The sequence below is a fragment of the Streptomyces sp. NPDC027672 genome (assembly GCF_055566335.1).
This window is the reverse complement of the sequence record NZ_JBVHSO010000020.1, coordinates 71621-86745: the sequence shown is the minus strand read 5'-3', so window position 1 is coordinate 86745 and position 15125 is coordinate 71621. Positions and strand designations below refer to the sequence as shown.

At 75.0% G+C, this 15125-nt stretch carries 12 protein-coding genes; 9 read left to right on the top strand and 3 right to left on the bottom strand.

Annotated features, from left to right (window positions below):
- Positions 1–341: 341 nt before the first annotated feature.
- Complete coding sequence (locus tag ACZ4SV_RS33915; protein WP_397941422.1) at positions 342–1103, bottom strand: GntR family transcriptional regulator; 762 nt, start codon at positions 1101–1103, stop codon at positions 342–344.
- Between the two features lie 275 nt (positions 1104–1378).
- Positions 1379–2269 (bottom strand): RNA polymerase sigma-70 factor, encoded by an 891-nt coding sequence (locus tag ACZ4SV_RS33910; RefSeq protein WP_468009905.1) that lies wholly within the window; start codon positions 2267–2269, stop codon positions 1379–1381.
- Between the two features lie 216 nt (positions 2270–2485).
- Between ACZ4SV_RS33910 and ACZ4SV_RS33905 the strand changes: the two genes are divergently transcribed.
- The 3 genes from ACZ4SV_RS33905 to ACZ4SV_RS33895 all read left to right on the top strand — a co-directional run bounded on the left by ACZ4SV_RS33905 (position 2486) and on the right by ACZ4SV_RS33895 (position 6579).
- Positions 2486–3316 (top strand): alpha/beta fold hydrolase, encoded by an 831-nt coding sequence (locus ACZ4SV_RS33905; protein WP_468009901.1) that lies wholly within the window; start codon positions 2486–2488, stop codon positions 3314–3316.
- 118 nt (positions 3317–3434) lie between these two features.
- The gene (locus ACZ4SV_RS33900) at positions 3435–5021 is read left to right on the top strand and encodes an alkaline phosphatase D family protein (RefSeq protein ID WP_365875723.1); all 1587 of its coding nucleotides are present in this window, start codon (positions 3435–3437) and stop codon (positions 5019–5021) included.
- Positions 5022–5166: 145 nt separating this feature from the next.
- Positions 5167–6579, top strand: a complete 1413-nt coding sequence (locus ACZ4SV_RS33895; protein WP_468009895.1) for a GNAT family N-acetyltransferase — start codon at positions 5167–5169, stop codon at positions 6577–6579.
- Positions 6580–6662: 83 nt separating this feature from the next.
- Here the strand turns inward: ACZ4SV_RS33895 and ACZ4SV_RS33890 are convergent, their stop codons facing one another.
- The gene (locus ACZ4SV_RS33890; RefSeq protein ID WP_468009891.1) at positions 6663–7865 is read right to left on the bottom strand and encodes a trans-sulfuration enzyme family protein; all 1203 of its coding nucleotides are present in this window, start codon (positions 7863–7865) and stop codon (positions 6663–6665) included.
- Between the two features lie 60 nt (positions 7866–7925).
- Here ACZ4SV_RS33890 and ACZ4SV_RS33885 point away from each other — a divergent pair, with 60 nt between their 5' ends.
- From ACZ4SV_RS33885 to ACZ4SV_RS33860, 6 genes are all read left to right on the top strand, one after another.
- On the top strand, positions 7926–8411 hold the full coding sequence (locus ACZ4SV_RS33885; protein ID WP_365875717.1) for an Lrp/AsnC family transcriptional regulator: 486 nt from the start codon (positions 7926–7928) through the stop codon (positions 8409–8411).
- Between the two features lie 53 nt (positions 8412–8464).
- A complete protein-coding gene (locus ACZ4SV_RS33880; protein ID WP_468009885.1) occupies positions 8465–10156 on the top strand; it encodes a DUF885 domain-containing protein in 1692 nt (563 codons plus the stop codon).
- A 1231-nt stretch (positions 10157–11387) separates the two neighbouring features.
- On the top strand, positions 11388–12059 hold the full coding sequence (locus ACZ4SV_RS33875; RefSeq protein WP_468009881.1) for a hypothetical protein: 672 nt from the start codon (positions 11388–11390) through the stop codon (positions 12057–12059).
- 151 nt (positions 12060–12210) lie between these two features.
- The gene (locus ACZ4SV_RS33870) at positions 12211–12441 is read left to right on the top strand and encodes a ferredoxin (RefSeq protein WP_468009878.1); all 231 of its coding nucleotides are present in this window, start codon (positions 12211–12213) and stop codon (positions 12439–12441) included.
- Complete coding sequence (locus ACZ4SV_RS33865; protein WP_365875710.1) at positions 12431–13822, top strand: NAD(P)/FAD-dependent oxidoreductase; 1392 nt, start codon at positions 12431–12433, stop codon at positions 13820–13822. Before ACZ4SV_RS33870 ends, ACZ4SV_RS33865 begins: the two co-directional genes overlap by 11 nt.
- A 30-nt stretch (positions 13823–13852) precedes the next feature.
- The gene (locus ACZ4SV_RS33860; RefSeq protein ID WP_468009873.1) at positions 13853–15091 is read left to right on the top strand and encodes a cytochrome P450; all 1239 of its coding nucleotides are present in this window, start codon (positions 13853–13855) and stop codon (positions 15089–15091) included.
- Positions 15092–15125 lie beyond the last annotated feature (34 nt).

Sequence of the window (15125 nt, the reverse complement as noted above, 5' to 3'; positions counted from 1 at the left end):
CCCAGCGCTGACCGGTCACGGGGGCACGATCGGTGTCCTGTGCCGGCCGACCGCTGTCGGCGGGCCGCCCAGCGGGCACGGCTGTCACCCTCGTACCGACCCGCCACCGGGTACGGGCCGTCTACTGGCCCACCCGGCACGGCCCGCCGCCCCCACGTCTACCGGTCCACCGAGCGGCCGGCTAGCGGCCCGTCAGGCGCGGCCCGCCACCCTCGCGTCTGCCGGTCCGCCGGGCACGGCCGCCTGCCGGTCCGCCCGGCGCCTGGCCGGTGCGGTCCTCTGGTGACGGGTGAACCCGGGTCGCCGAGGTGCGTTGCCCGGGGTCAGGTGTGCGGCTTGTGTCAGGAAGCGCGGCATTCCGGGTCGTGGCGTATCTCCACGTCCGGTCTGTCGCCGAAGGTCAGCCGGCAGGTGTCGGCGCGGTACGTCGCCACCGAGAGGGCGGCGGTGCGGCCCTGGGCGAGGAAACGCGTGGTGACGACGAGGACGGGCGAGCCGGGGAGCCGGTCGAGCGCCCTGGCGTCGTCCGCGCGCGCGGAGCCCAGCTCGACGGCGCGGTCCTCGCCCTCCAGCGGCAGGTGCTGAAGCTCCCGCAGCACCGCACGGGCGCGTGCCGCGCCGGACGGGGCGTCGATCGCGGTGAGGCCGGGCACCGAGGCCACCGGGATGTACAGCAGTTCGGTGGCGACCTGCTGGCCGTGGGAGGTCCGGGAGCGGCGGACGGTGTGGACGGCCTCGTCCGCGCCGGTCTCCAGCGCGGCGGCGACCGCGGCGGGCGGTGTCTCCTGCGCGCTGTCGACGGGCTGCCAGGCGTCCCCGGCGGCGCCGGGCCACTCGTGCTGCCGGGTGTCGACGGCCACGCCCACGCGCGGCGGCGCGACGGTCGTGCCGACCCCGCGGCGGCGCTGGAGCCGGCCCTCCAGCTCCAGTTGTTCCAGGGCCTGGCGGAGCGTGGCGCGGGCCACGCCGAAGCGGGCGGCCAGCTCCCGCTCGTTGGGCAGGATCTCGCCGACCGAGAACTCCGAGTCCAGTGCCTCGCTGAGCACGGTCCTGAGATGCCAGTACTTCGGTTCCGGTACCGATTCCAGCTGCGTCGTCCCCACCCTGTCCTCCGCGAGAGCCGTGGTCCGGCGGTTTTTGGCGCCCTTGTTTATTAAAGGTTGTTGCACTTCTCTGCGACCATAGGGCGGCCGTCACCCTTGGTCAAGACCAATCCTCGGTCGCCTGGCCGGTACCTGGCCCGTCGGCAGCGAAGCGTTCACGAAGGGTTCGCGCGCGATCATGTGGCTGACATCGCGGCACCACCCTCACGGTGGAAGCGGCCCGGAGCGCGCGTGAGCCCCCGCGGGACGGCGGGGACTCACGCGGGAGCGGCGGCTCAGCGGCCGTACAGGTGCCGGAGCTTGTCGGGGTTGCGGATGATGTAGACGGCGGTGACGCGGCCGTCGGCGATGTCGGCCTGGAACAGGCTGTCGGGCTTCCCGCCGGACAGGAGCAGCAGCGCGGGGCCGCCGTTGACCTCCAGGGCGCGGAAGGACAGGTCGGCCGGGGCGGTGCGCGCGACGCCGACGAGGAAGCGGCCGACCTTCTCAGCGGTGTGCAGGACGCGCAGCGGCGCCTTGGCCTTGCCGCCGCTGTCGCCGACCAGCCGGACGTCCGGCGCGAGCAGGGACATCAGCGCCTCAAGGTCGCCCCCGGCCGCCGCGGCGAGGAAACGCTCGGTGAGGTCGCGGCGCCGGGCGGGGTCGACGTCGTAGCGGGGGCGCCGTTCGGCCACGTGCCGGCGGGCCCGGCCGGCGAGCTGCCGTACCGCGGGCTCGGTCCGCTCCAGCAGGGCGGCGATCTCGGCGTACGGGTAGCCGAACGCCTCGCGGAGCACGAAGACCGCGCGCTCCAGCGGGGACAGCGACTCCAGGACGACCAGGACGGCCAGCGAGACCGTGTCGGCGAGCACGGCGCGCTCGGCCGAGTCCGGCGCGGTGCCGGCGTACTCGGTGGGACAGGGTTCGGGCAGCCACGGCCCGACGTACGCCTCGGCGCGCGTCTGCGCCTGGCGCAGCCGGTCGATGGCCAGCCGGGTGGTGACGCGCACCAGATAGGCGCGCGGTTCGCGGACCTGCGCGTGGTCGGCGTGGTACCAGCGCAGCCACGCCTCCTGGACCACGTCCTCCGCGTCAGCGACCCGGCCGAGCATGCGGTACGCGACACCCGTGAGCAGGGACCGGTGTTCTTCGAAGACGTCGGTGAACTGTGCGGTCACGGCACCCATCCCAGCCGACGCGCCTGCCGGTGTCCACCCGGAACCCCCGGCTCCGCAAGCGGTCCGGATCACACCGGGCCGGGTGCGGCCGCCGCGCCGGTCCCGGCGGCCCGACCGGCGGTCACGATGGGCCGCGAACGCCCGGACCCACGGGGGCTACCCGCTGGTAGTAATTGCTGACAAGCTGTCTACGGCGTCCGTCAGCAGCCCAGACGAGGAGCACCCATGTCCGCCACCGTCTCCTTCAAGGTCCCCACCCCGCACGGCCCGCGCGACGCGACCGTGTCCTACGCGCGCGTCGGCCGCGGCGAGCCGCTGGTCCTGCTGCACGGCATCGGCCACCATCTCCAGGCCTGGGACCCGGTCGTGGACATCCTGGCCACCGAACGCGAGGTCGTCGCCGTCGACCTGCCCGGGTTCGGCGCGTCGCCCGCGCTGCCGGACGGTCTGGCCTACGACCTGTCCACCACCAACTCCGTGCTCGCGGCCCTGTTCGAGGCGCTGGAGCTGGACCGCCCGCATGCCGCCGGGAACTCGCTGGGCGGCCTGCTCGCGCTGGAGCTGGGCCGCGAGAAACTCGTACGGTCCGTCACCGCCCTCTCCCCCGGCGGGTTCTGGTCCGACGCGGAGCGGCGCTACGCCTTCGCGGTGCTGCTCGCGATGCGCGGCGCCGCCCAGCGGATGCCGCTGCCGCTGGTGACGCGGCTGTCCCGGACCGCGGCCGGCCGTACCGCGCTGACCAGCACCATCTACGCCCGGCCCGGACGCCGTTCGCCGGACGCGGTGGTCGCCGAGACGCTGGCGCTCGCCACGGCCACCGGTTTCGAGGCGACCCTGCGGGCGGGCGGCACCGTCCGGTTCACCGACGCCCTGCCCGGCGTGCCGGTCACGGTGGCCTGGGGCACCCGGGACCGGGTCCTGCTGCGCCGCCAGGGCATCCGCGCCAAGCGGCTCATCCCGCACGCGCGGCTGGTGCGGCTGCCCGGCTGCGGCCACGTCCCGATGAACGACGACCCGGCGCTGGTCGCCCGGGTGATCCTGGACGGCAGCCGCTGAGCGGGACCTGAACGCCGTCCGTCCGGCGGGAGTTCACCTCCGGTTCGCGTGCGCGCCGTGGCGCACCCGTAGGTGTGGCTGTGCACATTGGCCGGATCCCGTCCCTGGAGGCACAGCCATGTCCCACCTTCCGTTCCCCGGCCGCCGCAGCGTGCTGCGCGGCTCCCTCGCCGCGTCGGCGGCCCTGGCCCTGCCCGCCGGCCTCGGCGCGGCCCCGGCGTTCGCCCGCTCCGGCCGCCCCGGGGCGGGCTGGGGCGTACAGGCCGGTGACGTGACCGCCGACTCCGGGCTGGTCTGGGTGCGGTCGGACCGGCCCGCCCGGATGATCGTGGAGACCTCGGCCACCGAGTCGTTCCGCGACCCGCGCCGCTGGCACGGCCCGCTGCTGGGCGCCGGCACGGACTTCACCGGCACGACCCGGCTGCACGGCCTGCCGTCCGGCGAGCAGATCCACTACCGCGTCCTGCTCGCCGACCCGGACGACCCGCGCCGCACCGGCGAGCCCGTGACCGGCACCTTCCGCACGGCCTCCCGGCGCCGCCGGGACGGGGTGCGCTTCCTGTGGTCGGGCGACCTGGCCGGCCAGGGCTGGGGCATCAACCCCGACCTCGGCGGTTACCGCATCTACGACGCCATGGCGCGGCTGGACCCGGACTTCTTCCTGTACAGCGGCGACGCCGTCTACGCCGACGGGCCGGTCTCCGCCACCCAGGCGCTGCCCGACGGCGGCACCTGGCGGAACATCACCACCGAGGAGAAGTCCAAGGTCGCCGAGACGCTCGCCGAGTACCGGGGCAACTTCCGCTACAACCTGCTGGACGAGAACCTGCGCCGGTTCAACGCCCAGGTGCCCTCGGTCGTCCAGTGGGACGACCACGAGGTGCGCAACAACTGGTACCCGGGCGAGGTGATCGCCACGACCGACACCCGGTACACCGAGAAGAGCGTCGACGTCCTCGCGGCGCGTGCCCGGCGGGCGTTCGGCGAGTACTTCCCGATCCCCACCCTGCGGCCGGGCGCGAAGGAGGGCCGTGTCTACCGGGTGCTGCGCCACGGCCCGCTGCTGGACGTGTTCGTGCTCGACATGCGCACCTACCGCAACCCCAACTCCCCCGACGACCAGACCACCGACCCGCAGGGCATCCTCGGCCGGGAGCAGTTGGAGTGGCTCAAGCGGGAGCTGGCCCGGTCGCGCGCGGTGTGGAAGGTGATAGCCGCCGACATGCCGCTCGGTCTGGTCGTACCGGACGCGACGGAGAACCGGCCGAACTTCGAGGCGGTGGCCCAGGGCGACCCGGGCGCGCCGCTCGGGCGCGAGCTGCAGATCGCCGAGCTGCTGCGGTTCGTCAAGCACCGGCGGATCACCGGCACGCTGTGGCTGACGGCGGACGTGCACCACACCTCGGCCCAGCACTACCAGCCGTCGCGGGCCGCGTTCACCGACTTCGAGCCGTTCTGGGAGTTCGTCTCCGGGCCGCTGAACGCCGGCGCCTTCCCGGCCAGCGCGCTGGACGCCACCTTCGGTCCGGAGCGGGTGTTCGTGAAGGCGCCCACCGCCTCGAACGTCTCGCCCGCGGGCGGGTACCAGTTCTTCGGCGAGGTCGACATCGACGGGGACAGCGGCGAGCTGACGGTGCGGCTGCGGGAGCAGGACGGCACCGTGCTGTTCACGCGGACGCTCCAGCCGGGCCGGGTCGGCCAGTAGGGGGAACGGGGCGAAAGGAGGGCGACCGGAACAAGGAGGACGACCGGTCGGCCGTAGAAAAAGCAATAAATGGGGCGGAGCATACTTTACCCATCGGTCACAATCAGTTCGTGATCACGCAACACCTCTCCTGCACAGTGGCGGCATGACTCCAGACATGCCTGACGTGACCCGGGCCAAGCACGGGCGGCCCGTGCACCACTGGCGGCGGGACGTCGTCGAACTCGCCGCGCTGTTCACGGCGGTGGCGGTCGCGGACGCCGTGGCCAACCTGATCGGGCACGGGCCGGACGGCCCGGCCCTGCTCGTGCTGTCGGCGATCGTGCTGGCCGCGACGGCGGGCTTCCACGTGTGGTGGGCACGCCGTCACGGACACGCGCCGCCGGTGAGCGATACCGGTGCCCGGCCGGCCGCCACGGCGCGGCCGGCCGGGCGGTCCGAGCGGTCCGGCGACCCCGCGGACGGCCTGGCCGGCCCGGGCACGCTGTGGCGGATGCGGACGACGGTCAAGGACGAGCCGGGCTCCCTGGCCGCGCTGTGCACGGCGCTCGCCGGACAGCGGGTGGACATCCTCAGCCTCCAGACCCACCCGCTGGCCGACGGCACGGTGGACGAGTTCCTGCTGCGGGCGCCGGGCGCGCTGGCGGCGGCCGGGATCACCCGCGCGGTCGCGCTGGCCGGCGGCAGCTCCACCTGGATCGAGCGGGCCGACGCGCACGATCTGGTCGACGCGCCCACCCGGGTCCTCGGGCTGGCCGCCCGCACCGCCCTGGACGCCTCCGAACTTCCGCTGGCGCTGCGCCAGTTGCTGGGCCGCTGCACGATCCGGTCGCTGCCCGCCGTCCCGGCCGGCGGGGGCCCGTCGCCGGTGCCGGCCGAAGGCGTCCTGGAGGACACCGTGCTGCGGCTGCCGACGCCCGAGGGCGGCGTGCTCACCGTGGAGCGGCCGTATCTGCCGTTCACCCCGACGGAGTTCGCGCGCGCCCGGGCGCTGGTGGAGCTGGACGGCCGGCTCGGACCGCGCATGCCGCGTCACCAGGACGACGTGCTGACGCTGCCGGAGGGCGCCGACATCACGGTGCGCCGGATCGACACCGGGGCCCTGGCCGCGGCCCGGGCGATGCACGAGCGGTGCTCGCCGCACACCCTGGGCCTGCGCTACCACGGCCCGGTCGGTGACGCGGACCGCTATCTGAACCACCTGCTCAGCCCCCGCTTCGGCCGGACGCTGGCCGCGCAGACCGCCGCCGGCCGGATCGTCGGCCTCGGCCATCTGCTGTGGGACGGCGACGAGACGGAGGTCGCGCTGCTGGTCGAGGACGAGTGGCAGCAGCGGGGGGTCGGCGGCGAACTGCTCGGGCGGCTGGTGGCGATGGCGGCGGAGGCCGGCTGCGCGAGCGTGTACGCCGTGACCAAGGCGGCCAACACCGGCATGGTCGCCGCGATGCGCGGCCTCGGGCTGCCGCTGGACTACCAGGTCGAGGAGGGCACACTGGTCATCACAGCCCGCCTGGACACGGCCCCGGCGGCCCTGCCCAGCCCGCCCCACCTCGGCTGAGCGCCGTAGCAGGGCCGGCCGGCGGTGTTGCCGCGGGTCCGGGGCCCGGCGCGGCGGGCACGTCGGCCCCGGATGCCGGTCGCTCAGCGCACCGCCTCCCGTAGGGGTATCGAGCGGTGTTGGTGTGGGGTGCCCAGGGCCTGGTCCAGGTCTGTCCAGAGGTCGTCCACGTCCTCCAGGCCCACCGACAGCCGCAGCAGCCGGTCGCTCACCCCGGCCCCGCGCCGGTCGTCGGCGTCCACGATGCGGTGGCTGATGGACGCGGGATGCTGGATCAGCGTGTCGACGCTGCCCAGGCTCACCGCCGGGGTGACGAGCCGGACCCGGGAGATCACCTCGTGCGGATCGCCGTGCACCTCGAAGGCGATCATCGCGCCGCCGAGCCGGGGATAGCGCACCCGGGCCACGCGCGGGTCGCCGGCGAGCCGGCGGGCCAGCTCGGCGGCGTTCGCGGAGGCGGCCCGCACCCGCACCGGAAGCGTGGACAGCCCGCGCAGCAGCAGATAGCCGGCCAGCGGATGCAGGACCCCGCCGGTGGCGAACCGGATCCGCCGCAGCAGGCCCGCGAACTCCTCGTCGCAGGCGACCACTCCGGCCAGCACGTCACCATGGCCGCCGAGGTACTTGGTGGCGCTGTGCAGCACCAGCCGCGCGCCCTGCCCGGCCGGCCGCTGGAGCACGGGCGTGGCGAAGGTGTTGTCGGCGAGCAGCGGGACCGAGCCGCAGGCGTGGGCGACGGCCCGCAGGTCGAGTTCGGCGAGGGTGGGATTGGCCGGGGACTCCACCAGCACCAGCCCGGTGTCCGGGCGCAGCGCCTCGGCGATGCCGGCCGGGTCGGTCCAGGTGACCTCCGTACCGAGGAGACCGGCGGTCAGCAGATGGTCGCTGCACCCGTACAGCGGCCGGACCGCGACGACATGGCGCAGCCCCGCGGCGGACCGGGCGAGGAGCACGGCGCTGAGCGCGGCCATGCCGCTGGCGAAGGCGACCGCGGACTCGGTGCCCTCCAGCCGGGCGAGGGCGGTCTCGAAGCGGGCGACGGTCGGGTTGCCCAGGCGGCCGTAGACGGGCGGCCCGGCCGGGTCCGCGCCGTCGGCGGCGAAGGCGTCGATGCGGGCGGCCTCGGCCCGGCTGTCGTAGGAGGGGTAGGTGGTGGACAGGTCGATGGGCGGGGCGTGCAGGCCCTGGCGGGCGAGGTCGTCGCGGCCGGCGTGCACGGCCTCGGTGGCCAGGGCTCGGGTCGTGGTGCGTACGCCGTCGTAGGCACCGGTGCTCGCTGTGTCCATGAGCGGAAGGGTGAACATCGGACGGTTCACCGGGGCCGTACGCCGTGTTACGTTCGGCGCATGGCCGAGTCCGTCGTACTGGATCCGGTGGACCTGCGTCTGCTGCGGCTGTTGCAGAACGACGCCCGGACCACTTACCGCGATCTCGCCGCACAGGTGGGCGTGGCACCGTCGACCTGCCTGGACCGGGTGGCCCGGCTGCGCCGCTCGGGCGTGATCCTCGGCTACGAGCTGCGGCTCGATCCGGCCAAACTGGGCCGCGGGCTCCAGGCGTTGCTGTCGGTGCAGGTGAGGCCGCACCGGCGGGAGCTGGTGGGCCCGTTCGTGGAGCGGATCCGGGCGCTGCCGGAGGCGCGGACGGTGTTCCATCTGACCGGGCCCGACGACTATCTGGTGCACGTGGCGGTCGCGGACATGGCCGACCTCCAGCGGCTGGTGCTGGACGAGTTCACGGCGCGGCGCGAGGTGGCCCGGGTGGAGACCCGGCTGATCTTCCAGCAGTGGGAGTGCGGGCCGATGCTGCCGCCCGGCCACGCCGAGAGCTGAATCCCCCCGTACGCGGGTGACGCGGAGATCGCCGCCGTACCAGGATGGGCGGCATGTCTGAGACTCCGAACCCGCTGCCCCGTCAGGTCGCCGACGCCTATGTGGACCGGCTGCTCGCCCTCGACCCGGTGACCGGGACCTACCTCGGTGTGCGGGAGAGTTCGAGCAGGCTGCCCGACTACTCGCCCGCGGGCGCGGAGGCGCGGGCGGAGCTGGCCCGGGCCACGCTCGCGGAGCTGGCCGAGGCGGAGCGGCGGCCCGGCGCGGACAGCGACGTGGAGCGGCGCTGCGGGCGGCTGCTGCGGGAGCGGCTGACGGCCGGACTCGCGATGCACGAGGCGGGCGAACACCTGCGTGAGGTCGGCAACATGCACACGCCCGGCCACGCGGTCCGGGACGTCTTCACGGTCACCCCGGCGCGGACGGAGGAGGACTGGGCGGCGATCGCCGAGCGGCTGCGGGCGGTCCCGGACGCGTACGCCGGCTACCGGGAGTCGCTGCGACTCGGCCTGGAGCGCGGTCTGTTCGCGGCACCGCGGCCGACGGACGCCTTCATCGGCCAGCTCACCGAGTGGGCGGGCCCGGACGGCGCGGGCCGCGGCTGGTTCGAGGAGTTCGCCGCCGCGGGCCCCGAGGCACTGCGCGCGGAACTGGCCGAGGCGGCGCGGGCCGCGACCGGCGCCGTGGCGGAACTGCGGGACTGGCTGCGGGAGGTGTACGCGCCGGCGGTCGAGGGCGCCCCGGACGTGGTCGGCCGGGAGCGGTACGCGCGCTGGGCCCGCTACTTCAACGGCACGGAGCTGGACCTGGACGAGGCGTACGCCTACGGCTGGGCGGAGTTCCACCGGCTCCTCGGCGAGATGACGCAGGAGGCGGAGAAGGTCCTGCCGGGTGCCGCGTCGCCGTGGGCGGCGCTCGCGCACCTGGACGCGCACGGCCGGCACGTGGAGGGCGTGGACGAGGTCCGGGAGTGGCTCCAGGGGCTGATGGACCAGGCGATCGAGGAGCTGGACGGCACCCACTTCGATCTCGCCGAGCGGGTGCGCAGGGTGGAGTCGCGCATCGCGCCGGCCGGCGGCGCGGCGGCGCCCTACTACACCTCGCCGTCGGAGGACTTCTCCCGGCCCGGCCGCACCTGGCTGCCCACGATGGGCCTCACCCGCTTCCCGGTCTACGACCTGGTGTCGACCTGGTACCACGAGGGCGTGCCCGGCCACCACCTCCAGCTCGCGCAGTGGACGCACGTCGCCGAGGACCTCTCCCGCTACCAGGCGTCGGTCGGCATGGTCAGCGCCAACGTCGAGGGCTGGGCGCTGTACGCGGAGCGGCTGATGGACGAGCTGGGCTATCTGCGCGACCCGGAGGAGCGGCTCGGCTATCTGGACGCGCAGATGATGCGGGCCATCCGGGTGATCGTCGACATCGGCATGCACCTGGAGCTGGAGATCCCGGCCGACTCGCCGTTCCACCCGGGCGAGCGCTGGACGCCCCGGCTGGCACAGGAGTTCTTCGCGGCACGCAGCAGCCGCCCGGCCGACTTCGTGGACAGCGAGGTGACCCGGTACCTGACCATGCCGGGCCAGGCGATCGGCTACAAGCTGGGCGAGCGGGCCTGGCTGCTGGGCCGGGAGCGGGCGAGCGCGCGGCACGGTGCCGCGTTCGACCTCAAGGCCTGGCACATGGCGGCGCTCTCGCAGGGCTCCCTGGGCCTGGACGACCTGCTGGACGAACTGTCCCGCCTCTGACGGCCGGGCGGCGGGGCCCGCCCGGCCGCCTCCCGGTGGCACGGGTGACCGCACTCGGCCCGGCGGGCCCGTCCGGCCGTCTCCCGCTGACGCGCACGCAGCCCGGGCGACCGCGCTCCCGCCCGGCGGGTCCGCTCAGCCGTCCGGCCATCTCCCGATAGCGCGGGCGACTCCCCTCGGCCCAGCGGGCCCACTCGGCCATCCGGCCGCCTCCGGTAGCCCGGGCGACTGCGCTATGCCCGGCGGCCAAGCCAACCGGCCATCCCCCGATAGCGCGAGCGACCACGCCCGGCGCGACGGGCCGCTCAGCCGTCCGGCCATCCCCCGATAGCCCAGGCGACTGCGCTATGCCCGGCGGGCCAAGCCATCCGGCCATCCCCCCGACGGCGCGAGCGACCGCGCCCGGCGCGACGGGCCGCTCAGCCGTCCGACCGCCTCCCGGTAGCGCGGCGACTGCGCTCGGCCCAGCGGCCCGCTCGGCCGTCCGGCCATCCCCCGGTAGCCCAGGCGACTGCGCTATGCCCGGCGGCCAAGCCAACCGGCCGTCCCCCGATGGCGTGTGCGACCGCGCCCGGCGCGACGGGCCGCTCAGCCGTCCGGCCATCCCCCGATAGCCCAGGCGACTGCGCTATGCCCGGCGGGCCAAGCCATCCGGCCGTCCCCCGATGGCGTGTGCGACCGCGCTCAGTCCGGCGGGCCCAGTCGGCCATCCGGCCGTCTTCCAGTGGCGCGGGCGACCGCGCTCGGCCCGGCGGCGCCACTCCGCCGTCCGGCCATCTCCCCTGACGCGGACGCGACACGGGCGACTGCGATCAGCGCGACGGGACGCTCGGCCATCCGGCCATCTCCCGGTGGCGCGGGCGACTGCGCTCGGCCCGGCGGCCCCACTCGGCCGACCGGCCGTCTCCCCTGACGCGGACGCGGCACGGGCGACCGCGCCCGGCGCGACGGGCCGCTCAGCCGTCCGACCGCCTCCCGGTAGCGCGGGCGACTGCGCCCGCGCGGCGGCCCGCTCGGCAGTCTCCCCCCGGACGCGGACGCGACGCGGGCCACCGCGCCCAGCCCAGTCGCCCCCCTCGGCCATCCGCCCCCCACAAACGCGCACGCGCCGCAGGCGACCGCGCTCAGCCCGGCCCCCCGCGCTCCGCCGTCCGGCCGTCCCCCGGTGGCGCGGACGCGGCGCGGGCGGCTGGCTGGTAGCCGGGGGCCGACGCGGGAAGGCGGGCCGGGCATGGGAGGCAGCGGGTCGGGGCAGGAGGCGCTGCGCGCGCCGCGTGCCGCGGGGCTGGCCGGAGTCGTCTTCGCGCTGCTCCTGGCGGCGGCGATCGTACTGCTCAGGCTGGGTCTCCCGGAAGGGGCCGACACGGCCGTGCCGGGACCCGCGGACTCCGGGCGCCGCACGGCGCTGCGTGCGGCCCTGGCGCTCGTGCCGTTCGCCGGGATCTTCTTCCTGTGGTTCACCGGCACGGTGCGCGCGCACGTCGGCGCGGCCGAGGACAAGTTCCTCGCCACCGTCTTCCTGGGCAGCGCCCTGGTCTTCACCGCCACGATGTTCGGCGCCGCGGCGGCGGCCGGCGCGGTGCTCGCGGTGTCCCACCCGGCGGGCCCGCCGCCGCCGGCGGCCGCCTGGGAGTTCGGCCGGCACTTCGCGTACACGCTGATGACGGGCTACGCCATGCGGATGGCGGCCGTGTTCGTGTCCTCCCTGTCGGTGATGGGCCACCGCCTCGGCGTGCTGCCGCGCCCGCTCACCGTCGCGGGTGCGCTCACCGCGCCGACGCTGCTGTTCGTCTCGTCGAACGTGCCGTGGGCGGAGCTGGTCTTCCCCGCGTGGTCGCTGCTGATCAGCGGGTACCTCCTCGCGGTCGGCCGCCGGGAGGGTCCGCGCCCGGACGCCGCGTAGGGCGCCGGCCGCTCACTCGATCGGCGTGCCTGCCGCGCGGGCACCCGGTGCGTCCTCGCATGCTGGCGAGCGGGGAAGACCGCCGTCCGGATGCCGCCCGCGCGAGCCGTGGGCGTGCGCCGGACCTCGCCACCGACAGAGCGGAGCGTCGATGAGGCTCGTCGTCGATCTCAACAAGTGTCAGGGGTACGCGCAGTGCGCGTTCCTCGCGCCCGGCGTCTTCGCCATGCACGGCGAGGAGTCGCTGATCTACAACCCGCGCGCGGAGGAGGAGCAGCGGGAGGAGCTGGCGCGGGCCGTCGCGGCCTGCCCGGTGCAGGCGATCACCGCCGACGGCCTGGCCCGCACGGGCCGGGCCGGGGAGGCGTCCGATGGCCGCTGACTACGTGGAGTGGCTGCGGCGGGAGGGCCGGATCGTGATCGTCGGCGCCTCGCTGGCGGGACTGCGGGCCGCCGAGACGCTGCGCGCCGAGGGCTTCGCCGGCGAGCTGACGCTGATCGGCGACGAGCCGCACGAGCCGTACGACCGGCCGCCGCTGTCCAAGGCCGTGCTGCTCGGGATGGCCTCCCCGCACCACACCGAGCTGCCGCACCGCTGGGACACGGACGCCAAGTGGCGCCTCGGGGTCGCGGCGACCGGGCTGGACCTGGCAGCGAAGCGGGTCCGGCTGGCCGACGGGGACGAGGTGGAGTACGACCGGCTGCTCATCGCCACCGGGGTGCGCGCCCGGCCGTGGCCGAAGGAGGAGGAGGCCCGGCTGGACGGCGTGTGCGTGCTGCGCACCCGGGAGGACGCGGCCGGCCTGTTGCGGCGGCTGAAGGCGGGGCCGCGCCGGGTGTTCGTCATCGGTGCCGGGTTCGCCGGTTCGGAGGTCGCCTCGGCGTGCCGGGAGATGGGCCTGCCGGTGACCGTGGCGGAGCGGGCGGGCGCGCCGCTGGTGGGCGCGCTCGGCGGGGTCGTGGGCGCGGTCGCGGCCGACCTCGCCGTCGAGAACGGCGTGGACCTGCGCACCCATGTCACGGTGACCGCCCTGGAGGGCGACACGGTCGGCAGGGTGCGGGCCGTGCACCTGTCCGACGAGAGCGTCGTCGAGGCGGACGTGGTCGTGGTGTCGCTGGGCTCGCAGCGCAACACCGAGTGGCTGACCGGGTCGGGGCTGGGCGCCGGGCCCCGCGGGATCGCCTGTGACGCGGGCTGCCGTGCCTTCGACTTCCGGGGCATCGTCACGGACGACGTCTTCGTGGCGGGTGACGTGGCGCGCTCCCCGCACGCGCTGTTCGGTTACCAGTTCCTGTCGCTGGAGCACTGGGGCAACGCCGTCGCCCAGGCGGAGACGGCCGCGCACAACATGATCTGCCACGGCACGGACCGGCGGCCGCACCTGTGGATGCCGGCCTTCTGGTCGTCGATGTTCGGGGTCAACATCAAGTCGGTCGGGGTGCCGCCGATGGGCGAGCAGATCATGATCACGCAGGGTTCGGCGGCCGAGCGCCGGTTCGTCGGCGTCTACGGCCACCAGGGCCGGGTCGTGGCCGCCGTCAGCTTCGACCACACGCGGTGGCTGGAGTTCTACCAGCGGCAGATCGAGCGGGGCGCGCCGTTCCCGGTGGAGTTCCCGACGATGGACCGGCGTCCCGAGGGCCGGCAGCCGGTGCCGGCCGGCTTCCCGGACCCCTCGCTGCCGACCCACGGCCCGATGGTGACCCTCAGCGGCTACTCGCCGGCCGACCAGCAGTTGGTCTTCCACCCCTCCCGCCACTGACCCACGGCCCCGACGCCGTAAGGAACCGCCATGCCGCACGCCTCGATGGCCCACCGGATCACCGACTTCGACAACCGCGCCGATCCCTACCCGCTGTACGCGGAACTCCGCGAGACCCCGGTCCTGCACGAGGAGGAGGGCGGACCGTACCTCATCAGTTCCTACTACGACATCGAGGCGCTGCTGCACGATCCCCGGGTCAGCTCCGACGCCGCCAACCTGGCCGCCGCCGGGGAGGACGGGCTGGACCAGCGGGAGGAGACGGGCGGGCTGCCGCCGTCGTTCCTGCGGCTGGACCCGCCCGAGCACGACCGGCTGCGGCGCATCGCCAACAGCGCGTTCGGGCCGCCGCACCGGCCGCGGCGGATCGAGGGCATGCGGGGCCAGATGCGGGAGATCGTCACCGAGCTGATCGACGGTTTCGGGGACGCGCGCCGGATCGACCTGGTCGACCAGTTCGCCTATCCCTTCCCGGTGACGGTGATCTGCCGGCTGCTCGGCGTGCCCCGGGAGGACGAACCGGAGTTCCGCACCTGGGTGGACCCGCTGGTGGCGAGCCTCGACCCGGTCGCCCGGCAGGGCTCGGAGGCGGAGGCCCAGCGGGCGGCGCAGGAGGCGCGGATGCGGCTCGGCATGTATCTGGCCGGGCTGGTCGAGCAGCGCACCAAGGAGCCGCGGGACGACCTGTTGTCCGATCTGGTCGACAGCGAGGGCCCGGAGGGCTCGATGACGATGATGGAGGTGCTCAGCACCTCGGTGCTGCTGCTGATCGCCGGTCACGAGACGACGGTCAACCTGATCACCAACGGCATGCTGACCCTGCTGCGCCACCCGGAGATCCTCGGGCGCCTGCGGGACGATCCGGGGCTGTCGGTCAACATCGTGGAGGAGCTGCTGCGGTACGAGCCGCCGGTGCAGCTCGTGCCGCAGCGCACCTGCATCACCGACATCGAGGTGCGCGGGGTGACGATCCCGAAGGGGTCGCGGATCTGGCTGGTACTCGCCGCGGGCAACCGGGACCCGGAGCGGTTCAAGGACCCGGAGCGGTTCGACCCGGACCGCGGGGACATCCGGCACCTGGGGTTCGGCAGCGGCATCCACAGTTGTTTCGGCGCCCCGCTGGCCCGGCTGGAGACGCAGATCGCGCTGTCCGAGCTGGCCCGGCGGCTGGAGAACCCGCGCCTGGTCGAGGACCCGCCGCCGTACCGCCCGAACGCGGTGCTGCGCGGCCCCCGCCATCTGAACATCGCGTTCGACGGGCTGCGCTGAGCGGGGCGCCGGCCCGCGCGCCCGCGGCGGTGGG

Coding starts and splice junctions, on each gene's coding strand:
- ACZ4SV_RS33860 (WP_468009873.1), top strand. CDS start 13,853: ATGCCGCACGCCTCGATGGCCCACCGGATCACCGACTTCGACAACCGC.
- ACZ4SV_RS33880 (WP_468009885.1), top strand. CDS start 8,465: ATGTCTGAGACTCCGAACCCGCTGCCCCGTCAGGTCGCCGACGCCTAT.
- ACZ4SV_RS33865 (WP_365875710.1), top strand. CDS start 12,431: ATGGCCGCTGACTACGTGGAGTGGCTGCGGCGGGAGGGCCGGATCGTG.
- ACZ4SV_RS33885 (WP_365875717.1), top strand. CDS start 7,926: ATGGCCGAGTCCGTCGTACTGGATCCGGTGGACCTGCGTCTGCTGCGG.
- ACZ4SV_RS33900 (WP_365875723.1), top strand. CDS start 3,435: ATGTCCCACCTTCCGTTCCCCGGCCGCCGCAGCGTGCTGCGCGGCTCC.
- ACZ4SV_RS33910 (WP_468009905.1), bottom strand. CDS start 2,269: ATGGGTGCCGTGACCGCACAGTTCACCGACGTCTTCGAAGAACACCGG.
- ACZ4SV_RS33870 (WP_468009878.1), top strand. CDS start 12,211: ATGAGGCTCGTCGTCGATCTCAACAAGTGTCAGGGGTACGCGCAGTGC.
- ACZ4SV_RS33895 (WP_468009895.1), top strand. CDS start 5,167: ATGACTCCAGACATGCCTGACGTGACCCGGGCCAAGCACGGGCGGCCC.
- ACZ4SV_RS33890 (WP_468009891.1), bottom strand. CDS start 7,865: ATGGACACAGCGAGCACCGGTGCCTACGACGGCGTACGCACCACGACC.
- ACZ4SV_RS33875 (WP_468009881.1), top strand. CDS start 11,388: ATGGGAGGCAGCGGGTCGGGGCAGGAGGCGCTGCGCGCGCCGCGTGCC.
- ACZ4SV_RS33905 (WP_468009901.1), top strand. CDS start 2,486: ATGTCCGCCACCGTCTCCTTCAAGGTCCCCACCCCGCACGGCCCGCGC.